Origin of the sequence: Streptomyces sp. 135 (genome assembly GCF_020026305.1) — a bacterium.
Taxonomy (GTDB): domain Bacteria; phylum Actinomycetota; class Actinomycetes; order Streptomycetales; family Streptomycetaceae; genus Streptomyces.
Map to the genome: position 1 here is coordinate 1,538,387 of NZ_CP075691.1, position 22,854 is coordinate 1,561,240.

The 22,854-nt window shown below is 72.6% G+C and carries 18 protein-coding genes, 5 tRNA genes and 4 pseudogenes; 8 read left to right on the forward strand and 19 right to left on the reverse strand.

What is annotated here, in order from left to right; genetic code table 11:
• Positions 1–3: 3 nt before the first annotated feature.
• Both KKZ08_RS06835 and KKZ08_RS06840 read right to left on the reverse strand, forming a co-directional pair.
• Positions 4–825, reverse strand: a complete 822-nt coding sequence (locus KKZ08_RS06835) for an aminodeoxychorismate lyase (RefSeq protein ID WP_223773585.1) — start codon at positions 823–825, stop codon at positions 4–6.
• Positions 822–1,847 carry a chorismate-binding protein gene (locus tag KKZ08_RS06840; RefSeq protein WP_223778938.1) on the reverse strand — a complete coding sequence of 342 codons (1,026 nt, stop codon included), beginning with the start codon at positions 1,845–1,847 and terminating at the stop codon, positions 822–824. Before KKZ08_RS06840 ends, KKZ08_RS06835 begins: the two co-directional genes overlap by 4 nt.
• A 187-nt stretch (positions 1,848–2,034) precedes the next feature.
• Between KKZ08_RS06840 and KKZ08_RS06845 the strand changes: the two genes are divergently transcribed.
• The 5 genes from KKZ08_RS06845 to KKZ08_RS06865 all read left to right on the forward strand — a co-directional run bounded on the left by KKZ08_RS06845 (position 2,035) and on the right by KKZ08_RS06865 (position 2,520).
• A tRNA-Gly gene (locus tag KKZ08_RS06845) sits at positions 2,035–2,107 on the forward strand.
• A gap of 40 nt (positions 2,108–2,147) precedes the next feature.
• Positions 2,148–2,221, forward strand: a tRNA-Cys gene (locus tag KKZ08_RS06850).
• Between the two features lies 1 nt (position 2,222).
• Positions 2,223–2,294: transfer RNA gene (locus tag KKZ08_RS06855), tRNA-Val, on the forward strand.
• A 50-nt stretch (positions 2,295–2,344) separates the two neighbouring features.
• A tRNA-Val gene (locus KKZ08_RS06860) sits at positions 2,345–2,416 on the forward strand.
• A 29-nt stretch (positions 2,417–2,445) separates the two neighbouring features.
• A tRNA-Val gene (locus KKZ08_RS06865) sits at positions 2,446–2,520 on the forward strand.
• A gap of 55 nt (positions 2,521–2,575) precedes the next feature.
• Here the strand turns inward: KKZ08_RS06865 and KKZ08_RS06870 are convergent.
• From KKZ08_RS06870 to KKZ08_RS06885, 4 genes and pseudogenes are all read right to left on the reverse strand, one after another.
• Entirely contained in the window at positions 2,576–2,878 is a 303-nt protein-coding gene (locus KKZ08_RS06870; protein WP_223773586.1) for a zf-TFIIB domain-containing protein, read from the reverse strand.
• Positions 2,879–2,997: 119 nt separating this feature from the next.
• A pseudogene (locus KKZ08_RS06875) lies at positions 2,998–3,934 on the reverse strand (phosphotransferase).
• A gap of 271 nt (positions 3,935–4,205) precedes the next feature.
• Complete coding sequence (locus KKZ08_RS06880) at positions 4,206–4,409, reverse strand: hypothetical protein (protein WP_223773587.1); 204 nt, start codon at positions 4,407–4,409, stop codon at positions 4,206–4,208.
• 200 nt (positions 4,410–4,609) lie between these two features.
• Entirely contained in the window at positions 4,610–4,876 is a 267-nt protein-coding gene (locus KKZ08_RS06885; protein WP_223773588.1) for a hypothetical protein, read from the reverse strand.
• A 201-nt stretch (positions 4,877–5,077) separates the two neighbouring features.
• On the opposite strand from KKZ08_RS06885, the pseudogene KKZ08_RS06890 reads away from it, so the two are divergent.
• Positions 5,078–6,453 (forward strand): annotated as a pseudogene (locus KKZ08_RS06890) (protein kinase).
• Positions 6,454–6,462: 9 nt separating this feature from the next.
• Here the strand turns inward: KKZ08_RS06890 and KKZ08_RS06895 are convergent.
• The 10 genes and pseudogenes from KKZ08_RS06895 to KKZ08_RS06940 form a co-directional block, all read right to left on the reverse strand.
• Positions 6,463–7,281, reverse strand: a complete 819-nt coding sequence (locus tag KKZ08_RS06895) for an RNA methyltransferase (protein ID WP_223773589.1) — start codon at positions 7,279–7,281, stop codon at positions 6,463–6,465.
• A 99-nt stretch (positions 7,282–7,380) separates the two neighbouring features.
• On the reverse strand, positions 7,381–8,613 hold the full coding sequence (gene cobA, locus KKZ08_RS06900; RefSeq protein ID WP_223773590.1) for a uroporphyrinogen-III C-methyltransferase: 1,233 nt from the start codon (positions 8,611–8,613) through the stop codon (positions 7,381–7,383).
• A gap of 159 nt (positions 8,614–8,772) precedes the next feature.
• Positions 8,773–12,888: a nicotinate-nucleotide--dimethylbenzimidazole phosphoribosyltransferase gene (cobT, locus tag KKZ08_RS06905; RefSeq protein WP_223773591.1), complete on the reverse strand. Its 4,116-nt coding sequence runs from the start codon at positions 12,886–12,888 to the stop codon at positions 8,773–8,775.
• A 358-nt stretch (positions 12,889–13,246) separates the two neighbouring features.
• Positions 13,247–14,461: a precorrin-6y C5,15-methyltransferase (decarboxylating) subunit CbiE gene (gene cbiE, locus KKZ08_RS06910; protein WP_223773592.1), complete on the reverse strand. Its 1,215-nt coding sequence runs from the start codon at positions 14,459–14,461 to the stop codon at positions 13,247–13,249.
• Positions 14,462–14,611: 150 nt separating this feature from the next.
• Complete coding sequence (locus tag KKZ08_RS06915) at positions 14,612–15,256, reverse strand: GNAT family N-acetyltransferase (RefSeq protein WP_223773593.1); 645 nt, start codon at positions 15,254–15,256, stop codon at positions 14,612–14,614.
• Positions 15,257–15,390: 134 nt separating this feature from the next.
• Positions 15,391–16,057 (reverse strand): annotated as a pseudogene (locus tag KKZ08_RS06920) (MetQ/NlpA family ABC transporter substrate-binding protein); the annotation flags it as partial.
• Positions 16,058–16,164: 107 nt separating this feature from the next.
• Positions 16,165–16,521 (reverse strand): annotated as a pseudogene (locus KKZ08_RS06925) (MetQ/NlpA family ABC transporter substrate-binding protein); the annotation flags it as partial.
• A 91-nt stretch (positions 16,522–16,612) separates the two neighbouring features.
• Positions 16,613–17,359, reverse strand: coding sequence for a methionine ABC transporter permease (locus KKZ08_RS06930; RefSeq protein ID WP_223773594.1), 747 nt, complete (start codon positions 17,357–17,359; stop codon positions 16,613–16,615).
• Entirely contained in the window at positions 17,356–18,417 is a 1,062-nt protein-coding gene (locus KKZ08_RS06935; RefSeq protein ID WP_223773595.1) for an ATP-binding cassette domain-containing protein, read from the reverse strand. Before KKZ08_RS06935 ends, KKZ08_RS06930 begins: the two co-directional genes overlap by 4 nt.
• Before the next feature lie 408 nt (positions 18,418–18,825).
• Positions 18,826–19,473 (reverse strand): HAD family hydrolase, encoded by a 648-nt coding sequence (locus KKZ08_RS06940; protein WP_223773596.1) that lies wholly within the window; start codon positions 19,471–19,473, stop codon positions 18,826–18,828.
• Between the two features lie 184 nt (positions 19,474–19,657).
• Here KKZ08_RS06940 and KKZ08_RS06945 point away from each other — a divergent pair, with 184 nt between their 5' ends.
• Together KKZ08_RS06945 and KKZ08_RS06950 are read left to right on the forward strand one after the other, a co-directional pair.
• Positions 19,658–20,017 carry a hypothetical protein gene (locus KKZ08_RS06945; RefSeq protein ID WP_223773597.1) on the forward strand — a complete coding sequence of 120 codons (360 nt, stop codon included), beginning with the start codon at positions 19,658–19,660 and terminating at the stop codon, positions 20,015–20,017.
• Positions 20,010–20,459, forward strand: a complete 450-nt coding sequence (locus KKZ08_RS06950) for a hypothetical protein (RefSeq protein WP_223773598.1) — start codon at positions 20,010–20,012, stop codon at positions 20,457–20,459. Before KKZ08_RS06945 ends, KKZ08_RS06950 begins: the two co-directional genes overlap by 8 nt.
• 1 nt (position 20,460) lies before the next feature.
• Here KKZ08_RS06950 and KKZ08_RS06955 read toward each other — a convergent pair whose 3' ends face one another.
• The 3 genes from KKZ08_RS06955 to KKZ08_RS06965 form a co-directional block, all read right to left on the reverse strand.
• Complete coding sequence (locus KKZ08_RS06955) at positions 20,461–21,192, reverse strand: hypothetical protein (protein WP_223773599.1); 732 nt, start codon at positions 21,190–21,192, stop codon at positions 20,461–20,463.
• 554 nt (positions 21,193–21,746) lie between these two features.
• Entirely contained in the window at positions 21,747–22,250 is a 504-nt protein-coding gene (locus tag KKZ08_RS06960) for a GNAT family N-acetyltransferase (RefSeq protein ID WP_223773600.1), read from the reverse strand.
• A gap of 37 nt (positions 22,251–22,287) precedes the next feature.
• On the reverse strand, positions 22,288–22,815 hold the full coding sequence (locus tag KKZ08_RS06965) for a sigma-70 family RNA polymerase sigma factor (protein ID WP_223773601.1): 528 nt from the start codon (positions 22,813–22,815) through the stop codon (positions 22,288–22,290).
• Positions 22,816–22,854: the final 39 nt, after the last annotated feature.

Genomic DNA, 22,854 nt, shown 5'->3' on the forward strand with positions numbered 1-22,854 from the left:
GACTCAGGGATCCAGATCGTCGGCGGCCCGCTCGTCGAACGTCCGCATCGCCTTGGTGGTCATCGGGCCCGGGGCGCCGGGCAGTTGACGCCCGTCCACGCGGTGCACGCCCTGGACGTCGCGCAGCGTCGACGTCAGGAAGATCTCGTCGGCGCGCTCAAGGACGTCCAACGGCAGGTCGGTCTCGCGGGCGCCCGTCCACTCGACGGCCAGCGCGCGGGTGATGCCGTCGAGGCACCCGGAGGCGACCGGCGGGGTCAGGATCTCCCCGCCGAGCACGACGAAGACGTTGGAGCCGGTGCCTTCGCAGAGCTGCCCGACGGTGTTCGCGAACAGGGCCTCCGAGGCGCCCTGCTCGCGGGCGCGGGCGAGGGCGACGACGTTCTCCGCGTACGAGGTGGTCTTCAGGCCGGTCAGCGCGCCCCGTTCGTTGCGGGTCCACGGCACCGTGATCACGGCGGTGGAGTCGGGGCGCCGCGTGGCCTCGCCGAGGGCCACGATGAGCGTGGTCCCCTGGTCGCCGCGGTCGGAGCCGAGCGGCGAGAGCCCGCCGGTGTAGGTGATCCGCAGCCGCCCCAGCGGGAGCGGATTGGCTTCCAGGACGGCGGCGCAGGCGCGGCGCACCTCGTCGAGGTCCGGCTCGGGCAGCCCCAGGCCGCGCGCCGACCGGGTGAGCCGGGCCAGGTGACGGGTGAGGGCGAAGGGCCGCCCCTCGACCGACTTCACCGTCTCGAAGATGCCGTCGCCCACCGTAAGGCCGTGGTCGAACACGGAGACGCGGGCGGAGTCGACGTCCCGCAGCCCGCCATTGAGCCATATCTTCACGTTCGGGTTCCTCCACTCGCTTCGTACGCCCCTGACGCTACCGCCAGCAGTCGCGCGGCCTTCAGCTCGGTCTCCCGCCACTCCCCCTCGGGGTCGGAGCCCCAGGTGATGCCCGCCCCGGTGCCGAAGCGCAGCACGCCGTCGGCCCGGTCGATCCAGAAGGTGCGGATGCCGACGGCCAGCTCTCCGGTGCCCCGGTCGGCGTCGACCCAGCCGATGCCGCCGCAGTACGGGCCCCGCGGCGCGGTCTCCAGCTCGTCGATGATCCGCAGGGCGCTGGACTTGGGGGCGCCCGTGACGGAACCGGGAGGGAAGGTCGCCGCGAACAGCTCCGGCCAGCCGGCACCGGGGCGCAGCTCGCCGTGGACGGTGGAGACGAGGTGGACGAGGCCGGGGTGCTTCTCCACCACGCAGAGGTCGGGGACGGTGACCGAGCCGGTCGCGCAGACGCGTCCGAGGTCGTTGCGGACGAGGTCCACGATCATGACGTTCTCGGCGTAGTCCTTCTCCAGGAGGTCCGCCTCCGTGCGGCCGGTGCCCTTGATGGGGCCCGACTCCACGACGCGGCCCGCGCGGCGCAGGTAGAGCTCGGGGGAGGCGGTGGCTATCTCCACGCCGTGCGCGGGCAGGCGGATCGTTCCTGCGTACGGAGCGGGGTTCCCGCGCGCGAGGAGGGCCGTCAGGGCGTCCACGTCGGCGTCGGGCGGGACGGGCGCGGACAGGACGCGGCAGAGGTTCGCCTGGTAGACCTCGCCGGCCGCGATGTACGCGCGTATCCGTCGTACGCCCTCCGTGTACGCGGCGCGGTCCAGGGACGACGTCCAGTCACCGGCGCCCGGCCCCCGCCACCTCCCCGGCACGGGAGCGGGCACGGGCTCTTCGCGTACGTCGTCGAAGCGGGCGCAGACCAGACCTCCCTCGAAGTCGGCGGACACCGCCCAGAAGCCGGTGGAGTCCAGGGCCGCGGGGTCGCTGGTCACGTCGCGCAGGCCGGTGGCGACCAGGCCGCCGAAGCGCGCCATGGGAGGGAGCGCCGGAGAGGACGTCTGAGGGGGGTTGTGCACGGCTGCGAGTCTATGACCGGTGTCCCGGTGGCGCCCCGGGCCGACGACAGCGCAGCACGCTGCGCAAACGCGTTTTTGTACTGGCCCAGGAATCCGCTAGAGTTCAACACGTCGCCGGGACGCGCAAGCGGACCGGGAAAGACAAGCGGACGTAGCTCAGTTGGTAGAGCGCAACCTTGCCAAGGTTGAGGTCGCCAGTTCGAACCTGGTCGTCCGCTCGCAGGAAAGTGGGGGATCTTCCCGAACCCCCGCACTCCTGGTGGAGTGGCCGAGAGGCGAGGCAACGGCCTGCAAAGCCGTCTACACGGGTTCAAATCCCGTCTCCACCTCCAAGGACGATTAGCTCAGCGGGAGAGCGCTTCCCTGACACGGAAGAGGTCACTGGTTCAATCCCAGTATCGTCCACTGATCTTCACGAGGACCGTTTCGGCGGTGCCTTCATGAGGGTCCGACCCGCGCGATTAGCTCAGCGGGAGAGCGCTTCCCTGACACGGAAGAGGTCACTGGTTCAATCCCAGTATCGCGCACGCAGTACGCAGCACACGCAGGTTGACCTGCGCGATTAGCTCAGCGGGAGAGCGCTTCCCTGACACGGAAGAGGTCACTGGTTCAATCCCAGTATCGCGCACCACCCACCGGAGCCCCCGGCCGTTCCCACGGCCGGGGGCTCCGTCGTTCCCGGGCGCTCAGGAGGAGAAGAGCATGTGCCCGAAGCTCTTGTGGCGCTTGCCGTGACCGTAGTGGCCGCTGTGACCGCCGTGGCCTCCGTGACCGCCCTGCGGGGCGCCCCAGGCTGGGGCGGGAGCCGCGGGATAGGCCTGCGGGGGCGCGGGCGGCGGGGCCTGCTGGCCCCACTGGGACTCCAGGCGGGTCAGGGACTCGAGCTCGCCGTAGTCGAGGAAAATGCCGCGGCAGCCACTGCACTGCTCGATCTGGACGCCATTTCGGTTGTACGTGTGCATCGGTGCGTGGCACTTGGGGCACTGCATGGACGGCTCAACTCCTCGCCGGTGGTGACTGCTTCGCCGGAACCCTGCCCGGCTTCGGTGCGTCGCACCCTACTTCGTCGCGTCCCGGGTCAACTCGGGCGGGAGGGCGCCCACTCGGCTCAGGCCCTGCTCATCCGGTCGCAGGCGTCGATCAAGGCCTGCTCGATCTCGTCCAGGGGGCGGTCGGCGGCGACAGCCTTGGTGATCGCCAGGGCGGCCGTCTGCACGGTCAGGGCACGGGCCGGGACGTCGAGGGCCGGCCAGGGGTCGGCCCCGTCCGCCGGGACGGCCGGGCCGCCCGCCCTCCGGTAGGTGTCCAGGAAGCGGGTCCACTCCTCGGGGGCGAGCAGACCGCAGGCATACCAGGCGGCGGGGCGGGCCAGGTCCCAGGCGGGGTCGCCCGCGCCGAGGTCGTCCACGTCGATCAGCAGCCAGGTGCCGTCCGGGGTGCGGACGAGCTGGCCCAGGTGGAGGTCGCCGTGGCACAGGCGCGGCGGGGTCGGTGCCGGGTCTCGTCGCGGGCCCAGGGCGGCAGGGCCCGCCAGGCCCGCAGGACCGGCGGCGCCGCGGGGTGCGGACCCGCGGCGCGCAGGCGGGCGACGGCGCGGGCCGCCTTGGCCGGGCCGCGCATGGCGGGAGCGGGTGCGGGAGGCTCGCCGGGTCCGTGCCGTGCAGGCGGGCCAGCAGGGCGGCTGCCGCCTCCCAGGGGGCCGCGTCCGGGTCGTCGCGGTCCACGGGGGTGCCGCGGGGCCAGAAGGTGACGAGGCGGCCGTGGAGGGCGGTGGGGGTGGTGCGCAGGGGCGGGAGGAGGGTGTCGGGGAGACGGGCGGCCACGGTGAGGCGTACCGCCAGGTCTTCCGGGTGCGTCTCCTGGGCGTGGGCCTTCGCGACGACGTCGCCGTGGCGTACGACCGTGGCGTCGGGGCGGTCCGCGAGGACGGTGCCGGTGCCGTCGGCGGCGCCCGCACCTTCGCCTTCGCCGCAGGCACAGGAGCCTGGAGGCGGGTGGGCCGTGTGCCTGGCCTTGGCGGTGAGGGCGGGGAGGAGCGCGGTCACGGGGGTCCCGGGGGGTGGGGCGGGTGGCTTACCGCCGAAGCGTAGCCAGTGGGGTCGGGCGGGCTTGTGGCGGTTGGTGGTCCGGGTGCGGGTTCGTCGGAGCCGGGCGCGCAGTCCCCGCGCCCCTTGCCGGCAGCGCCCGGGACGTGGCAATGCCCGCGCAGCTCCCCAGCTGCGCGGGCATCTGTGCCGTCCGCCGCACCCCCGTCCCCACGGGGTTTCCTGGCCGGATGTCCCCGCCCGGACCGCTCTTCCGGGCCTGGGGCGCCGCTCAGCGCCCCAGCATCACGCCCACGGACGACGCTTGTGTGACCACTGCTTCCCAGCCGCCGAAGACGACCACGAGCAGGGCTGCCAGGGGGAGGACCATGGCCGTCGCCACCAGAGGATGGCGCGTGCCGGACGGGCGGACGCCGAACGCCGAGAACCTGCGCCCTTGCGTGCGGACCATGGTCCGCGGTGCCGTGTCCGCCATGGTTCCTCTCCTGACCGATCTCGTTGTGGTTTTGGCAAGCGGCGGGTGTCTGACCTCGGGGGACGAGTGCTGCACCCGCCGCTTGACCTCAAATCTAGGTGCGGGGGCGGCACCTGGCGTCATGCCTTCGTACCGATTGGCTGGCCTCCCGGAGGATGACCGACCACCGCGCGTGTACTCCCAGGGGTGGAGACGGGGTCCTAGGACTCAGGGTCTTCCCGGAGGGGACGGGCCGCTGCCTCGGAGGCGTCCTCCCTCGGGACGGGCTGCTCGACCAGGGCCAGGACGCGCGTCGCCATGAACCGGGCCGTACGCACCACTGTCCCGGTACGGGTGACTTCGCTCACTTCCACCACTCCTCTGCGCACGGCCGTCTCGACGCGGCGCCCCGCCCGGCTCGCCACCACCTCGTACGTCCTCGTCGTGTCCCCGGCGTCCACGACTATCTCCACGCGATCACCCTTCACGGGATCAATCCCCCTTCAGCGGTGGATGGTTGGAGCTCGGGGTGGCGTCAACGGCCCCTTGTCCCGCGCCCCCTGACCACTCTTCGATTTTCGCACCAGGCACTGACAATCGATCGCCCCGCGAGGGCGCGGCCTCTGCACGTGCCCGCCCGTGGAAACGTAAGCTGGGCTCGTCAAACGGACCGGGTAGCGGGGATGGACATGGCGATGATGCGGCTCCGGCGCGAGGACCCGCGTGTCGTCGGCTCGTTCAGGCTGCACAGGCGCCTGGGCGCCGGCGGTATGGGTGTCGTCTATCTGGGTTCCGACCGGCGGGGCCAGCGCGTCGCGCTGAAGGTGATCCGGCCGGACCTGGCGGAGGATCAGGAGTTCCGGTCGCGGTTCGCGCGGGAGGTCTCGGCCGCCCGGCGCATTCGCGGCGGCTGTACCGCCCGGCTCGTCGCCGCCGACCTCGAAGCGGACCGGCCGTGGTTCGCGACCCAGTACGTTCCCGGGCCCTCCCTGCACGACAAGGTCGCCGCCGAGGGGCCGCTCTCCGCGGCCGACGTGGCCGTGGTCGGTTCGGCGCTGGCCGAGGGACTCGTGGCCGTGCACGAGGCCGGTGTCGTACACCGCGACCTGAAGCCGTCGAACATCCTGCTGTCGCCGAAGGGGCCGCGGATCATCGACTTCGGTATCGCCTGGGCCACCGGCGCCTCGACGCTCACCCATGTCGGCACGGCCGTCGGTTCGCCGGGATTCCTCGCGCCCGAACAGGTGCGCGGCGCCGCCGTCACGCCCGCCACCGACGTCTTCGCGCTCGGTGCGACGCTCGCGTACGCGGGCATGGCGGACTCGCCCTTCGGGCAGGGCAGTTCCGAGGTCATGCTCTACCGGGTGGTCCACGAGGAGGCGCAGCTGAACGGCGTCCCCGACGCCCTGGCCCCGCTGATCCGGGCCTGCCTCGCCAAGGACCCGGAGGAGCGGCCCAGCACCCTCCAGCTGTCGCTCCGGCTCAAGGAGATCGCCGCGCGCGAGGCCCAGGGCCTCGGCGACGTCCGGCCGCCCGCGCCGCGTCAGGACCACGACCGGCCGACGGGACGGCTCGCCGAGAGCTACGCGGATCAGCGCACCCAGCGGCGTTCCGCCCCCGGCGCCACTCCCCCGCCCCGCCCCGGCGCGTCCAGCGCGTCCAGGGGCGGTCCGGCGAGGAGCGGGTCGTCCAGGACCGGGGGTTCGAAGACCGGGGCGTCGAAGACCGGTGCTTCCAGGACGGGTTCGTCGAGGACCGGCGGGGCGCGGCCCGGGTCCCGGCCCGCGCGCCCGCGACACCGCGCGTTCCGGCGGCAGGACCGCGCCGCGCGGCGGCAGGGCGGCAGGGGCCGCGCACCACGGGGACGGGCCGGCGGATGCCCGCCAACCCTCGGCTGCTGCGGCAGCGCCTCTTCGTGTTCGTGGTCGTCACGCTGCTCGTGGCGCTCGGGATCGCGGCGGCGCAGGGCTGCCAGGGGCCCGCGAAGAGCCTCGGCGACATGGACGTACGGCAGCAGCAGACGCAGAGCGGTCCCCTCGCTCCGGGGCAGGCGCCCCGGAGCTGAGCCGTGGCGTCAGGCCTGTGGGCGGCCCGTCGCCACCGCGTAGAACGCGACCGCTGCCGCCGCGCCCACGTTGAGCGAGTCGACGCCGTGGGCCATCGGGATGCGGACCCATTCGTCGGCGGCGACCAGCGCCTGGGTGGAGAGGCCGTCGCCCTCGGCGCCGAGCATCAGCGCGACGCGGTCCATGCGGTGCGGGGCCGCCTCGTCCAGGGATGTGGCCTTCTCGTCCGGCGTGAGCGCCAGGAGGTTGAAACCCGCCTCGCGTACGCCTTCCAGCCCCTTGGGCCAGGACTCAAGGCGGGCGTAGGGGACGGAGAAGACTGCGCCCATCGAGACCTTCACCGAGCGGCGGTAGAGCGGGTCCGCGCAGTCCGGGGAGAGCAGGACCGCGTCCATGCCGAGCGCCGCCGCCGAGCGGAAGATCGCGCCGATGTTCGTGTGGTCGTTCACCGCCTCCATGACGACCACCCGGCGGGTGGTCGCGAGGAGTTCGTCGGCCGTCGGCAGCGGCTTGCGCTGCATGGAGGCGAGGGCGCCGCGGTGCACGTGGTAGCCGGTGACGCGCTCGGCGAGGTCGGGGCTGACCGCGTAGACCGGGGCGGGGAGCTCGTCGATGACGTCGCGCATGACGTCGACCCACTTGGCGGAGAGCAGCATCGAGCGCATCTCGTAGCCGGCGTCCCTGGCCCGTCTGATGACCTTCTCGCCCTCCGCGATGAACAGCCCCTCGGCCGGTTCGCGCCTGCGGCGCAGCTCGACGTCGGTCAGGCCCGTGTAGTCGCGCAGGCGGGGGTCGTCGGGGTCGTCGACGGTGATGAGATCGGCCACAGGGTGATACTGCCTTGTCCTGGGTGTGGTGCCAACGGCCGGGGGCGTGTTCCGTTACCGCTGGTTACTCGGGTGGTTCTCGGGGGTGTGCGGGGCTCGCTAGGCGACGGGCTCCGGGCCCACGCGTACGACGTCTCCGATGACGATGACCGCCGGGGGCTTCACCTCGTGGGTGCGGACCGCCTCGGCGACCGTGCCGAGCGTCGCGTCGACGCGGCGCTGGGCGGCCGTCGTGCCCTCCTGGATCAGGGCGAGCGGGGTGTCGGACGCCTTGCCGTGGGCGATCAGGGCCAGCGCGATCTTGCCGATCTTGTCGACGCCCATGAGGATCACGAGGGTGCCGCGCAGCTTGGCGAGGGACTCCCAGTCGACCAGGGAGCGCGCGTCGTCCGGCGCCACATGGCCGCTGACCACGGTGAACTCGTGGGCGACGCCGCGGTGGGTGACCGGGATGCCGGCGGCCGAGGGGACGGAGATCGAGCTGGAGATGCCCGGGACGACGGTGCAGGCGATGCCCGCCTCGGCGAGCGCCTGGGCCTCCTCCATGCCGCGGCCGAAGACGTAGGGGTCGCCGCCCTTGAGGCGGACGACGGCCTTGCCCTGCTTGGCGTGCTCGATCAGGGCGTTGTTGATCGCCTCCTGCGCCATGTAGCGGCCGTAGGGGATCTTCGCGGCGTCGATGACCTCGACGTGCGGCGGGAGTTCGTCGAGGAGGTCGCGGGGGCCGAGCCGGTCGGCGATGACGACGTCCGCGGCGGCGAGCAGGCGGCGGCCGCGGACCGTGATCAGGTCGGGGTCGCCGGGTCCGCCGCCGACCAGGGCGACGCCCGGGGTGCGTGTCCGCAGGTGGGGGGCGACGAGGCTGCCGTCGCGCAGGCCCTCCACCACCGCGTCGCGGATGGCGGCCGTGCGGCGCGGGTCGCGGTCGTGCACGTCGCTGCTGAGTACGGCGACGGTGACGCCCTCGGAGCGGCCCGTGGCCGGGGTCCAGGCGGTGGCCGCCTCGGCGTCGTCCGAGCGTACGCACCAGACGCGGCCGGCCTCCGCCTCCGCCGAGGCACGGGTGTTCGCCTCGGCGTCGCTGGTGGCGATCAGGGCGTACCAGGCGTCCTGGAGGTCACCGTGCTCGTAGCGGCGCCTGGCCCAGGTGATCTCGCCCGCGTCCGCCATCGCCTCCACGGAGGGGGTCGCCGAGGGGGACACGAGGAGGATGTCGGCGCCCGCCTTGATCAGGGCGGGGAGGCGGCGCTGGGCCACCTGGCCGCCGCCGAGGACGACGACCCTGCGGCCGGTCAGGCGGAGGCCTACGGGGTAGGCGGGGTTTTCGGCCATGGCTCTACGGCTCCTCGTGCGGGCGGAGTCTTCAAGGTGCGCTACCGCTGCTGCGCTGGAGCGGCTGCTTGACGTGCGGGTTCAGTATGGCGGGGGCGGGGCCGGAGGTCTCCCCCAGCCCCGCCCGGTGCCGGAATGCGGGGCTTCGCCCCTCGGCGGCTACTTCTCGGTGACGCCGGCCGAGTCGAACGTGGCGACCTCGTGCATGGCGCGGGCCGCGCTCTGGACGATCGGCAGGGCCAGGAGCGCGCCCGTGCCCTCGCCGAGGCGCAGGTCCAGGTCGACCAGCGGGCGCAGGCCCAGCTTGTTCAGGGCCGCCACATGGCCCGGCTCCGCGCTGCGGTGGCCCGCGATGCAGGCCGCGAGGACCTCGGGGGCGACGGCGCGGGCGACCAGAGCGGCCGCGCCGGCGCTCACGCCGTCCAGGATCACCGGCGTGCGCAGGGACGCGCCGCCGAGCAGGAGGCCCACCATGGCCGCGTGCTCCAGGCCGCCGACCGCCGCGAGGACGCCGATCGGGTCCGCCGGGTCGGGCCGGTGCAGCTCCAGGGCGCGGCGCACCACCTCGACCTTGCGGGCGTGCATGTCGTCGTTGATGCCGGTGCCGCGGCCGGTGACCTCGGCCGGGTCGGTGTCCGTGTAGACGGAGATCAGGGCCGCGGACGCGGTCGTGTTCGCGATGCCCATCTCGCCGGTGAGCAGGGCCTTGTTGCCCGCCGCCACCAGGTCGCGGGCCGTCTCGATGCCGACTTCGAGCGCGGCCTTGACCTCTTCGCGGGTCAGGGCGGGGCCGGTCGTCATGTCGGCCGTGCCCGCGCGCACCTTGCGGGGCAGCAGGCCCGGCGTGGCGGGCAGTTCGCTCGCCACGCCCACGTCGATGACGCAGACCTCGGCGCCCACCTGGTTGGCGAAGGCGTTGCAGACCGCGCCGCCGCCGAGGAAGTTGGCGACCATCTGGGCGGTCACCTCCTGGGGCCAGGCGGTGACGCCCTGGGCGTGCACGCCGTGGTCGCCCGCGAAGATCGCGACGGCCGCGGGCTCCGGGATCGGCGGCGGGCACATCCGGGACAGGCCCGACAGCTGCGCGGAGATGATCTCCAGCATGCCGAGGGCGCCCGGCGGCTTGGTCATCCGCTTCTGGCGCTCCCACGCCTCGCCGAGGGCCTTGGCGTCCAGCGGGCGGATGTTGGAGACGGTCTCGGCGAGCAGGTCGTGCGGGTCCTCACCGGGCAGCGCGCGGCGGCCGTACGTCTCCTCGTGGACGACCCAGGACAGCGGGCGGCGCTTGGACCAACCCGCCTGCATCAGCTCGGGCTCGTCCGGGAACTCGTCGACGTAACCCACGCAGAGGTAGGCGACGACTTCGAGGTGCTCGGGCAGGCCGAGGGCGCGGACCATCTCGCGCTCGTCGAAGAAGCTGACCCAGCCGACGCCGAGGCCTTCGGCGCGGGCGGCGAGCCAGAGGTTCTCGACGGCGAGCGCCGAGGAGTACGGGGCCATCTGCGGCTGGGTGTGCCGGCCGAGGGTGTGGCGGCCGCCGCGGGTGGGGTCGGCGGTGACGACGATGTTCACCGGGGTGTCGAGGATGGCCTCGATCTTCAGTTCCTTGAACTGCTTCGCGCGGCCCTTGGGCAGGGACTTGGCGTACGCGTCGCGCTGGCGCATGGCCAGTTCGTGCATGGTGCGCCGGGTCTCCGCGGACTTGATGACGACGAAGTCCCAGGGCTGCGAGTGCCCCACGGAGGGCGCGGTGTGGGCCGCCTCCAGGACGCGGAGCAGCACCTCGTGCGGGATGGGGTCGGAACGGAAGCCGTTGCGGATGTCGCGGCGTTCGCGCATGACACGCAGGACGGCCTCGCGCTCGGCGTCGTCGTAGCCGGGGGCGGCGGTGCCGGGGGAGGTCGCGGGCCCGGCGGCCTCGGGCCGGTCCGCGTCCTCGGGTCGGCCTCCGTCCTCGGGCAGGTCGACGTCCTCGGTCTCGTCCTCGATGACGAGGAGACCGGGGGCTTCGGCGACGGGCTGTGTCTCCGCCGCCGGGGCGTCCTCGGCCACGAGGATCTCGGGGCCCTCCGCCGTCTCGGGTGCTTCAGGCGCTTCGGCCATCTCGGGTGCTTCGGCCACTTCGGTCACTTCGTTCGCTTTGATGGGCTCGAACGAGATGACTTCGTCGGCCTCGTCCAACTCGTCGGCCTGGTCGGCCGTCTCGGGGGCGGCCGGGAACTCGGCCGGGGCCACCACCGCGGAAACAGGGGGAACAGGGGAGGCAGTGGCAACAGGGGCCTCCGTGGCCGCGGCCGGGACCGGCGCGTCCTGGAGGGGCTGTGCCGCTTCGGCCGTCGCCTCGCCCGCCGCTTCCTGCGGGAGCGCGGTGTCCGGCGCGGCAGCCGCTTCGGTGGGCGGCGCCTCCGTGGGCTCGGCTCCGTCGCGCGGGGCGGGCACGGTGACGGCGGGCCGCACGGCTTCGGGGCTCTCGTCGGAGGCCGGGGCCTCGGCGGGGGCGGCCTCGTTCGCCACCGCCACCGCCTCGGCCGGTTCGACGACCGGCGGTACGGGGGTGGAGGTGCCGGAGTCCACGCCGGGCTCCGCCGGTGCGGCGGGCGCCTGCTCGGCCATGGGCTGATCGGCGCCCGGGAGTTCCTGAGCGTTCTCGGGGGCCTCAGGGGCGGGGAGCGCCTCGGCGGCCTGCTGCTCCTGTCCTTGCCCGTGCTCCTGCTCCTGCTCCTGTTCCTGCTCCACGACGAGGTGGCGCGGCGGCGTCGGCGCCAGGTGGGGCGTGGTCGGCACCGAGCCCTCGACCGGTACGAACTGGCCGATCGGCATGGGCGCCTCGGCCCCGCCGAGTTCGCCGGGGAGCGACGCGTACTCCGGTGCGTCGGCGTCCTGCGGGGCGGGCTGCTCGGGGTGGTGCGGGGCGGGCGCGGCGTGCCTGGCTTCGGCGGGGTGGCCGCCGTGCGGCGCGTGGCCGTGTTGGGCGCCGATGGCAGCGGCGTACGCGCCCTGGGCGGTGTCGGGGGCGAAGCCGGGCCGGCCGCACTCGTCGGTGTGCGGGGCCGGGGCGCTCTCGCCCCACGGCTGTGCGGAGGCGACGGCGAACGGGGGCTGCCCGGCGGCGGGCCCGGCCTCGGCGAAGGCGGGCTGCTCCCCCGCCGGGACCTGTCCGGCCTCGGCGGCGTGGGGGAACGGAGCGGACTCCGGGGCGGCGGGAGCCGGGGCGCTCTGCTCGGGCAGCTCTGCGGGCAGCGGCAGCTCGGAGGGGGCGGCTTCCGGTGTCCGCGGGGCGTCCGTGCCCTGGGCGAATTCGGCGGCGGCCTGCGGGGCTTCGGGGGCGACCTGCGCGGCTTCCGCCGCCGGCTGCGCTCCGGGAACCTGCTGGTCCTGGACGGCCTCCGGAGCCTGCGGCTCCTGCGCCACGGCGGCGTCCGCTTCTACCGCTTCTGTGACGCCCGGGGTGCCTGTGACCTCTGTGGCACCAGAGATGCCTGTGGCGGCGGAGATGCCTGTGTCCGCCGTGCCCTCCGGGACGACCGTTTCTGCTGGTACCGCGTACGCCGCCTGCTGAGGCTGCGGTACCTGCTCCTGCGCGGGCGCCTGCGGCTGTGCCGGCTGCGGGGCCCAGGGCGCGCCGCCCTGCGGCAGGATCTCACCGAGCTGCGGCCCGGGCAGAGCGGCGTCGTCGCGCGGGATGTCGAGGTACTCGGGCCCGATGGTCGGCGGCCCGGCGTGCCGGACCGGCGCGGCCTGCTGCTGTGCCGGGGGCGTCACCGCTCCGGCGGGTCCGCGGTCGGCGAGCGAGCGCACCGGGCTGCCGGAGCTGTCGGGCACCGCAGGGCCCGAGGGGCCGCGGTGCAGCGGTCTGCGGGTGGCGCCCGGGTGGGACGCGGCCGGGGTGGCGCCGGGCATGCGGACGCCGTTGAGGTCGACCGAGCCGCTGTCCCGGCCGGCCGTCTCGTGCGGGCCCGGCTGATGAACGGCCTGGGCTGCCTGCGGCTGTCCCGCCGGAGCCTGGCCCTGGCCCTGGTGCGCGCCGTGCGCCGCCGCCTGGGCCTCGCTCCACGCCCCCTGGGCGCTCGGCATCAGCAGCAGGTCGTCGTCATCGGCCGGGTTGGCCGACGGATCGGCGGGGGCGGAGGGGGCGGAGGGGTCCATGAAGGTATACGCATCCGCAGCGGGGACGCCCGGCTGCTGTGCCCCCATGCCCTGCACGGGCCCGGAAGGCACACTGTCGCCTGCGCCCTCCGGCAGCCCCTCGCCCGGGACCTGGCCGGTGTCGGTCATGCGTAACCCCTCGCCCATCGGTTAGTGCTTCTTCGACCGCCCCTCAGCCTTCGGCCGGGGAGGCCCCATTGACCGGAGCGGCGCACCAACCGCCCGTCATCCTCAACGAGCGTGCGCGCCGCGCGGCACGAACCGCTTACCGGACAACAGGTATTGTCCCGGTCGGTCCGCCGCCGCGGCAGCTTGATCGGCCACGGCCCGCTGTGGACTGCGCCACGTTGCGCGTCCCTCCGGTCCTGCCGTACCACACAGGTTCCCCAAAACGGGTGGACTTTCCGGACCTTGACCAACGAATCGCCGGGCACCCGGGTGCGGTACAACGATCGGCCAGCCTACCTCGCGCCGTGCCGCGGCAGGGTCACGGGGAACGGTCCGGAAGGCGCCCGGAGAGCAGGAATGCCACGGTCCGCTTCTCCTCCCGCCAGGCGCGGGTGTCGAGCTCCACGGACTGGAGGAGGGCGCACTCGACGGTGTATCCGTGCTCGGACAGATCCCTGCCGATGAGTTCGGCCGCGTCGCGTGTCGCGGCGTGCGTCACGATGCGCTCCGGGCGCCGGTCGGCGACCGCGGAGACGACCGCGGCGCCCCCGCCCCCGACCCGTACGACGTCGGGTTCGGGCAGATCCTCGAGGATGTGCGGCGCGACGCCGTGCACGGTCTGCGCCTGGACGCCGAAGCGGCGCACGGCGGCGGTGGTGCGGCCGAGGGCGTCGGCGTCGTGGTCGACGGCGATCACGGCGGCGCCGAAGCGGGCCGCCTCGGCGGCGAAGGCGCCGCTGCCGCAGCCGATGTCCCAGACGAGGTCTCCCACGCGGGGCCCGAGGCGAGCGAGTTGGGCGGCCCGCAGCCGGTCGTTCTCCCCCTCGCCGAGCCAGATGTCCCCGCCGTACTCGGCGGCGGGCAGCGCCCAGCCGCGCGGCGAGCCGGCCGGTTCGCGCCCGGCGATCCAGCCGGTGTCGGACGCGGCGGCCGTCCCGCCGATGACGATGACGACGTTCGGGTCGCGCCAGGCGTGGTCGGCGGCCTTGTCGGAGGTGACGACGGTGACCCGCTCGCGGTCGGTACCGAGCTCCTCGCAGATGACGAAGGTCCGGTGGACGCCCTGGAGCAGCAGGCTCAGCTCGGCGGGGCCGGCGCCGGGCGAGGTGAGGACGGCGACCTTGGTGTGGGCGCGGCAGACGTTCACGGCGCGGCGCAGGGTGCGGCGGTGGGCGACGACGACCTCGGCGTCGTCCCACGGCATGCCCGCGCGGGCGAATGCCTGGGCGACGGAGGAGACGGCGGGCACCACTTCGACCTCGAGGCCGAATTCGGGGGCGCGCAGAGTGCGTACGACGCCGAAGAAGCCGGGGTCGCCGTCGGCGAGGACCACGGCGGTGCCGCGGTGGGCGGCGATGCGGCGGGCGGCGAGGCTCACGCTGCCGAGGCGGATCCGCTCGGCGCGGGCGGGAAGTTCGTCCAGTGCCAGGTGGTGGGCGGCGCCCGCCACGAGCGTGGCGGCGCTGAGCGCGGAGCGTGCCGCGGCGGTCAGCGGCGTACCGTCCCAGCCGATCACCGTGACCCGGTCGGCCATCGTCGTCTGTCTCCTGGTTTCTCGCGGGTCTTCAGTGCGGGCGGCGGTGGCTGCGGGAGCGACCGCGCACGCGGCCAGGGGCGAGCGTACCTGGTGGGGCTCCGGGGTGTCCGGGTCCTCGGGGGATGTGCCGGGCCGTGCGGCGCGGGCTCAGTTCCAGTCGGAAAAGGCGGAGAAGCCGCTGTCGGCGAGGCTGTCACTGACGCCTTCGAGGTCCTCGGGGAGCAGACTCCAGACGATGAGGTCGGTGCGCACCTCCAGCCAGCCGCCGAACGGGTCGCCGCCGTTTCTCATGCGCGCTATCCAGGCGCCGCGCAGGACGCCCTCGCTGATGCAGCCGATCTTCTGGGCGACCTGCTGGGCGGCGGTGTTGTCGGCGGCGGTGCGCAGCTCGATGCGCTCGAACGCCTGGTCCTTGAAGAGCCACTGGGCGGTGGCGAGCGCGGCCTCCGAGGCGTAGCCCTCGCCGCGGGCCCAGGGGGCGACGACGTAGCTGAGTTCGCTGGCGCGCACCCGCCAGTCGGTGTTGCGCAGGTGTATGACGCCGACCAGGCGCTGGGTGAGGAACTCCGTGACGGCGAGGGCGATTCCGCGGCCCTCGGTGCGCTCGGCGGGGGCGAGGCGGGTGATCCAGTCGCGGGCGTCGGCCTCAGTGAAGGGCTGGGGGACGGAGGTCCAGGCGGTGACCATCTCGTCGTTCATCATCTCCGCGTACGCGGGGACGTCGGCGTCCTCGAACGGGCGCAGCACCAACCGCTCCGTGCTGATGGAGATATCGGGGAAGGTGGTCGTCATGCGCCGCTCCGTAACCTGGAACCTTCGGGCCTGCTGAAGTGCCCAGCATGCAGCATGTCGGCGCGCGGACGCACCACGGGGTCCGCTCCTTCATCAGGAGGGGACCCCGTGGTGCGGCGGGAACGGACCGTGCGTCAGTTCTCTGTGTGGGCCGTGCCTTCGACGGGCAGGACGGAGCCCTTGTACTCGTCCTCGATGAACCGCTTCACCTCGGGCGAGGTGAGCAGCTTCGCCAGCTTCCTCACCCGCGGGTCGTCCTCGTCGCCCTTCTTGACGGCGAGGACGTTGTTGTACGGGTTGTCCTTCGGCGACTCCAGAAGGATGGCGTCCTTCTTGGGGCTGAGCCCGGCGTCGAGGGCGTAGTTGTTGTTGATGACGGCCGCGTCGAGGTCGTCGAGCGAGCGCGGCAGCTGCGCCGGGTCGAGCGGCTTGATGGTGAGCTTCTTCGGGTTGGACGTGATGTCCTCGGGCGTCGCGGTTGAAGCGAGGTTCGTTCGGGTCGTCGTTGGGGACGGCGACGGTCGCGCCCGCCCTCAGCTTCGCGATGTCGCGGGTGCCCTTCTTCGCGTACACGCCCATGGGCGGCAGGTACACCTCGGTGACCGGCACCAGGTCCGTCTTCTTGGACGCGTTGAAGTCCTCGAGGTACGGGGTGTGCTGGTACAGGTTGGCGTCGAGCGAGCCCTCCTGGAGCGCGGTGTTCGGCGTGACGTAGTCCGTGAACTCCGTGATCTTCAGGTCGAGCCCCGCCTTCTTCGCGAGGTTCTCCTGGATGTACGTGAGGACTTCACCGGCCGGGGTTACGACGAGACCGGCAACCGTGCCGCGCCGTGACGGACGTACGCATGTCAGAACGCCGCGACGATGGCGCCGAGTCGTCGATGACCTTCTTCAGACGCCGGCGGCTTCTTCAGGTGCACCGTGGCGTTCGGGACGGGCACGACGTCCGTGCCGTTCTTCTTGTTGAAGTCGTCCAGGTACGGCTTGTGCTGGAAGTAGTTCGCGAAGACCTCGCCCTGCTGGACGGCGGTGTTCGGCGTGACGTAGTCGGTGAACTCGCGGACTTCGAGGTCGAGGCCGGCCTTCTTGGCGAGGTTCTTCTGGACGTAGTCCAGGATCTCGCCCTGTGGCGTCGGGGTGGCGGCGACGACGAGCGGGCCGTCCTTGTCGCCCGCGGAGCCCTTGTCGGAGCCGCAGGCGCTCAGCCCGAGGGTGAGGGCTGAGGCGGCGAGGACAGCGGTGGTGATCTTGGCGGTGTTACGCACGAAAAGTGCCTTTCTCCGTAGGTGGTGCTGGTGGTGCCGGTGGTGCGGCCCCGCGTGGGTGGCGGGGAGGTCTGCGGGGGGGCGGTCCCGGTCAGCCGGTCTTGGTGGTCGACTCGGCGGCGACGGTGCCGGGGAGCACGCCGCGCAGCGGCCGGAACAGCAGGAGCGGAGCGGAGCCGCCGCCGCGCTTGTGGAGCCTGCGGGCCGCGTAGTCGCCCGCGAACTGGATGATCGAGATGACCACGGCGAGGATCGCCACGGTGATCCACATCAGCTCCGTCTCGAACCGCTGGTAGCCGTAGCGCAGCGCGAGGTCGCCGAGGCCGCCGCCGCCGACCGTGCCCGCCATCGCGGAGTAGCCGATGAGCGCGACGATCGTGGTGGTGGCGCCCGAGATCAGCGAGGGCAGCGACTCGGGGACGAGGACCTTGCGTACGACGGTCCAGGTGGAGCCGCCCATCGACTGCACGGCTTCGACGAGCCCGCCGTCGACCTCGCGGATCGAGGTCTCGACCAGGCGCGCGAAGAACGGGATGGCGCCGACGGCGAGCGGCACGAGGGCGGCCTCGCGGCCGATCGTGGTGCCGGTGATCCAGCGCGTGAAGGTCATCAGGGCGACCATCAGGATGATGAAGGGCATCGAGCGGGCGATGTTCACGATCTGCCCGATGACCTTGTTGAGCACGGCGTTCTGCAGGAGGCCGCCGCGCTCGGTGAGGACGAGCAGGATGCCGAGCGGCAGTCCGGCGACGACGGCTATCAGCGTCGACCAGCCCACCATGTAGAGGGTGTCCCAACAGGCCTGCTCCAACAGCGGGCGCATCTCCGACCAGGTCACTTGGCACCTTCCTTGACCAGCAGCGTCTCGTTGCGGGGCGCGTTCGTCGCCGGATCCTCGCCCGCGATGTCGACCTGGAGGCCCTGCTCGCGCAGGAACCCGATCGGGACCACGTTCTCCTCGAAGCGGCCGGGCAGTTCGATGCGCATGCGGCCGACCTGCTTGCCCGCGACGGTGTCCATCGCGGCGCCGAGGATCGAGATGTCGATGTTGTACGTGCGCGACAGCTGCGAGATGACGGGCCGGGTCGCGGCCTCGCCGTGGAACGTCACGTCGACGACGGTGCGGTCCTCGCCGGTGGTGTCGCCGCTGACGGGGAAGAGCGCGGCGGCGAGTTCGGAGCCGGGCGTCGCGAGGAGTTCGCTGACGGTGCCGGACTCGACGATCTGGCCGCGCTCCATGAGGGCGGCGGAGTCGCAGACGCTCTTGACGACGTCCATCTCGTGCGTGATGAGCAGGACGGTCAGGCCGAGCTGCTGGTTGAGGTCGCGCAGGAGCTGGAGGATGGAGCGGGTGGTCTCCGGGTCCAGGGCGCTGGTCGCCTCGTCGGAGAGCAGCACCTTGGGGTCGCCGGCGAGCGCGCGGGCGATGCCGACGCGCTGCTTCTGGCCACCGGAGAGCTGCGCCGGGTAGGACCGGGCCTTGTCGGCCAGGCCGACGAGGTCGAGGAGTTCGAGGGCCTTGCGGGAGCGCTCCTGGCCGGAGAGGCCGAGGATCTCCAGCGGCAGTTCGACGTTGTCCTGGACGGTGCGCGAGGACAGCAGGTTGAAGTGCTGGAAGACCATGCCGATGCGGCTGCGTGCCCGGCGCAACTCCTTGCCCGCGCGCGGGCCGCGGCCGGCGAGGGCGGTGAGGTCCTGTCCGGCGACGGTCACGGTGCCGGAGGTGGGACGCTCCAGGAGGTTGACGCAGCGGATGAGGGAGGACTTGCCGGCGCCGGACTGGCCGATGACGCCGTACACCTCGCCCTCGCGGACGTGCAGGTCGACTCCGTCGAGGGCGGTTACTTCACGACCGCGTGAGCGGTAGACCTTGGTGAGGCCGGAAGTGGTGATCACAGGGGTTTCCGTCACTGTCGAGTGCGCGGCGCGGGTGTCGCCGGGCACGGGGCATTCGTTCGGAACGCGGCACGGTTCTCGCGGTGGCGAAAGGAACCGGAGGACGTGTGCGCGGGGCAGGCTCGCTTCCTACGTCAGTACGGCTCTTTCGTCGCGTACGTCGTGCAGGGGGTGCGGCACAGCGGCTTCGCTTCGGGGCGCGAGGCTCTTCGTGGTGCGGGGGCCCTCAGAAGGCGCACATTCGACACATACAACGAGCACCGGGCGTCATCGTCGCCTCGGTCGCAAGGGTGCGGCTGCTCGTCGTGGTCATGGGCCCAAGTAAAACACGCGTGAGGTCACGGCCCGCCACCGCTGTCCGTATAGCGGACAGCGGTGGGACGGGGCCGGGCGGTGCGGGCGGGGCGGTCAGCCGGCGACATCGATCTCCACGAACTCGTCCGTGGCCTGCGCGGACACGGCGGAGAGGTCCTTGACCAGGACGTCCGCGGACAGCTCGGCGGCGTCGTGGGTTGTGGCCAAGGCCACGGTGGTCATGCCCGCGGCCCGTCCGGCCTGAAGGCCTGCCGGGGCGTCCTCGAAGACCACGCAGCGCGCCGGGTCGACGCCGAGCTTCTCGGCCGCGAGGAGGTAGGGCTTGGGGTCGGGCTTGCCGCGCGTGATGTCGTCGGCGGCGATCAGCAGGCCGGGGCGGATGCCGACCTCGGCGAGGCGGGCCTCGGCCAGGACGCGGGTCGCGGAGGTGACCACGGCCCAGCGGTCCGCGGGCAGCGACTCCAGGAGCTCACGGGTGCCGGGCAGCAGTTCGACGCCGCCGGCGACGTCCGAGACCTCCAGCTCCTCGATGCGGACGACGGCCGCTGGGACCTTCTCCGGAGGCAGCAGGTCGGCGGCTATCTCGGCGGCGGGGCGGCCGTGCAGTTCTACACGGGCGAATTCCTCGGCGGTGATCCCGTACTCCCGCGCCCACCGTGTCCAGCAGCGGTACACCGACTCCAGGGAGGAGATGAGGGTGCCGTCGTTGTCGAACAGGAGCGCTTCAGCCTGGATCTTCATGGTGTCCGAGCGTACGGGGCGCCTCGGGCCGCTTTGCGGGGGCCTTGGGCCCGACCGGCCGGGTCTTCCGGGGTGTGGGCGCGCGGGCACCACAGGGCAGGCGCACGGGCACGCCGGGGGCACGCGCACGGGCACTCCGGGGGCAGGCGCATCGGGTCAAAGGGCCCGTAATAAAGTCACGGACATGCTTGTTGCCCTGACGATCGCGACCGCCGTGGCCGCGCTCGCCCTCGCCGCCTGGTGCGGTTTCGCCGCGTACCGGGACCAGCCGACCAAGGACTGGCACTTCATCGGCATGGGCGTGGTGACCCTGCTGGCCCTGGTCCAGCTGATCGTCGGCATCGTCCAGCTCGCGCGCGGCGAGGACCCGGAGCAGGGCACGACGATCTTCGTGGCGTATCTGCTCGGCTCCTTCGCGTGCGTGCCGGCGGCGGGCTTCATGTCACTGGCCGAACGCACGCGCTGGGGTTCGCTCACGGTCGCCGCGGGCGGCGTGGTCCTCGCCGTGCTCCAGGTACGGCTCTACGACATCTGGGGTGGCTGAGGTGACGGACACCAAGGGAAGCGTGCGGGCCGACGGTCGCCAGAAGCTGATCACGGGGCCGGGCATCCTGCTGCTGTGGCTGTACGGCGTGATGGTCGTCGGCGCGGTGTCGCGCTCGGCCGTGCAGATCTCGACGGACTTCGACAAGGCCCCGCTCGCGTACTCCCTGTCGGCGCTCGCGGGCCTCGTCTACGGCTTCATCACGTACTCGCTGGTGCGCGGCGGCGACACGGCCCGCAAGGCGGCGCTGGTGTGCTGCGCCGCGGAGCTGGTGGGCGTGCTGGCCGTGGGTACCTGGACGCTGGCGGAACCGTCCGCCTTCCCCGACGCCACGGTGTGGTCGGACTTCGGGATGGGCTACCTCTTCATTCCGGTGATCCTGCCGGTGACGGCGATCTTCTGGCTGGTGAGGGCGCGGCGGGCGGGCCGGGCGGGGCGCTGAATCAGCCCTGGCCCCCGCCTTGCTCTGCCTCCTCCTTCTCCACCTTCTCCACTTGGGCGTCGAGAAGCTTGAGATCGGGTGCTGTCAGCTCCGAAGGCGCCTCCAGATCGGTGGCCCGGAACGTGATGACGGTCGATCCGCTGCGCACCACGGTGAACCGGGCGGCGGCGAACTCACCGTGCGTGCCGCCCTGAAGCACGTAGGCGACGGCTTCGTCCCCGATGCCCTGGGCGGGCCAGTCGTCGACCTTGCCGTACGTCCCTTCGGCGCTTTCGAACCCCTTGCCGCACTTCGCCACCGCGTCGCGCAGCCCCGCCATCACTTTCTTGGCCCCGGCGTTGTCGTGCGCGGCGAGCCCGACGACGAGTTCCTCTCCCTTCGGCTTGTCATACGTGGTCCCCTTCTCGACGACCGCGTAGGGGTGGAACGCCTTCGGCTTGGGGCTGGAGCTGTAGGACGACATGAGGTCGAGCGGCCGGCACCGGGCAGGGTCGGCGGCGGAGTCGGACTTCCCGTACGCGGCGGCCAACCCGTTGTCCAGGACCCGTATCTCGCGCCGCGGCCCGATGTCTTCACCGGTGAGCTCCATGGCTTTCAGCACGGCGGCCCGCCCTGCCTCCCGCTGCGGCGCACCGCTCTCCTTCTCGGCTCCCCCGTCCCGCTCCTCCCCTTCACCGGAATCGGTGCCGCATGCCACGGCCCCCAGTAGCAGCGGGACCACAAGGGCACTCACGTACTGCGTATGGCGACGCACGCCATAGGCACCTCTACCCACCTGGTCATCAACCTCTCTTGAAGCCGCTCCAGCTGCCCCACAACATGACGTATCCCTCGGGAGCGGCGTGCACCTTGGCTGCGAACTCCTCGATTCCAAGACCATCGGGAACGTTCCCGGCACCGCCGAAGGGCGTCAACGTGACACAGGACACACATATCTGACGCAAGGCCATCAGTGGTGACTGAACGTATGCGCATGCGACGACTCCCGGCCATTCACCGGTCGCCCGTGGAACAAGGGGCGGAAGCGCTTCACGGGGGCTGCGTGGCGCTCCGTGGGGCGACTTGGTGCCCTATGAATCAGCCGTCCCCTGCGACAGGGCGGCTCGGGGGATCACGGAACGCGAGGAAACGGCACGGGAAACTGGCGGGTCCGCCGGGCGAAATGTCCGCGTGGCACCGCGGCGGAAATCGATGCCGGGCGCCGCACACATGCCGACGGCCGACGCGAGCGCCCTGGAACGAGGGCGTTCGCGTCGGCCGGCCGGTGTCAGGGAGCCAGTGGCTTCGCTAGGCGCTCGCCACGTACGCGCGGGTGTCGGAGTCCTTGGCCAGGGTCACGACGGTGAGCCGGTCGTTCACCCGCCGGGTCTGCACGGGGGCGTAGCCGTGCTTGCGGTAGAGCTGGAGGTTCTGTTCACTGCGGTGGCCGGTGAAGAGCTGGAAGCTCTTGGTGGTGCCGTCCGCGCCGAGCTGTCGCTCGATCGCGTTCAGGAGCCGGCCGCCCAGGCCGTGCCGCTGCATCCTGGGGTGGACGATGAGCTTGCCGATCCGCGCCGTGCCGTCGGCGTCGACCGTGCCGCGCACGGAGGCCACCACCTCGTCGCCGAGGCGGGCCACCAGGACGGTGCCCGTGGTCAGTTCGGCCTTGATGGAGTCGAGGGACTGGGTCAGCGGCTCGATCGAGTAGTCGCCGTAGAGCTCGGCCTCGCTCTGGTAGCAGAGGTACTGCAGTTTGAGGATCTGCTCGGCGTCCGCTTCCGTCGCCTCCGAGATGGTCACGCTCATGCCCATGTGTGCATGCCTCCCGCTCACCTGCTCCACCGGTTGTCTAACGCTCCTTTCCCCGCGGTTCAGGAGCTGCAACCTCCGCCGCCAGCATTCTGCGCAGGCATCCCAGGCATCGGGAACGTTCCGGCCCCAGACTCCCCTGTGACATTCCCAACTCCCCTGCGATTTCTCGGTAGGTGAGGTCCTTGGGGGACAGCAGCGCGGCCATGAGGCGGGGGCAGCGGCCGGGCAGCCTGCGCACCGCGGCGTGCAGGGTGCGGTGCCGGTCGGCGGTCAGGGCGCGCTGCTCGGGGCCGCGGTCGGTGTCGTCGGCGGGCTCGGCCGCGTACGCCACCTCCTGCCGGCTGGTGCGGCGGGAGCGGCGCGCCTCGGACTGGACGGCGCCGCGCAGCCACAGCGCCGGGTCGGCGGGCGGACCGTCGGACTCCAGGCGCTCCAGCAGGCGCAGCCAGACGGCTTGTTCCAGGTCGCGCGCGTCGGCGCCGGAGTCGAGTGCCTCCGCGGATGCCTCGGCGGCGAGCAGCGGACGCAGGGTGGGGATGAGCGTGGGGATGAGCTCGTACGTCATGCCCGGCGGGACGCGGCCGCTCCGGTACGAGGTTGCCGG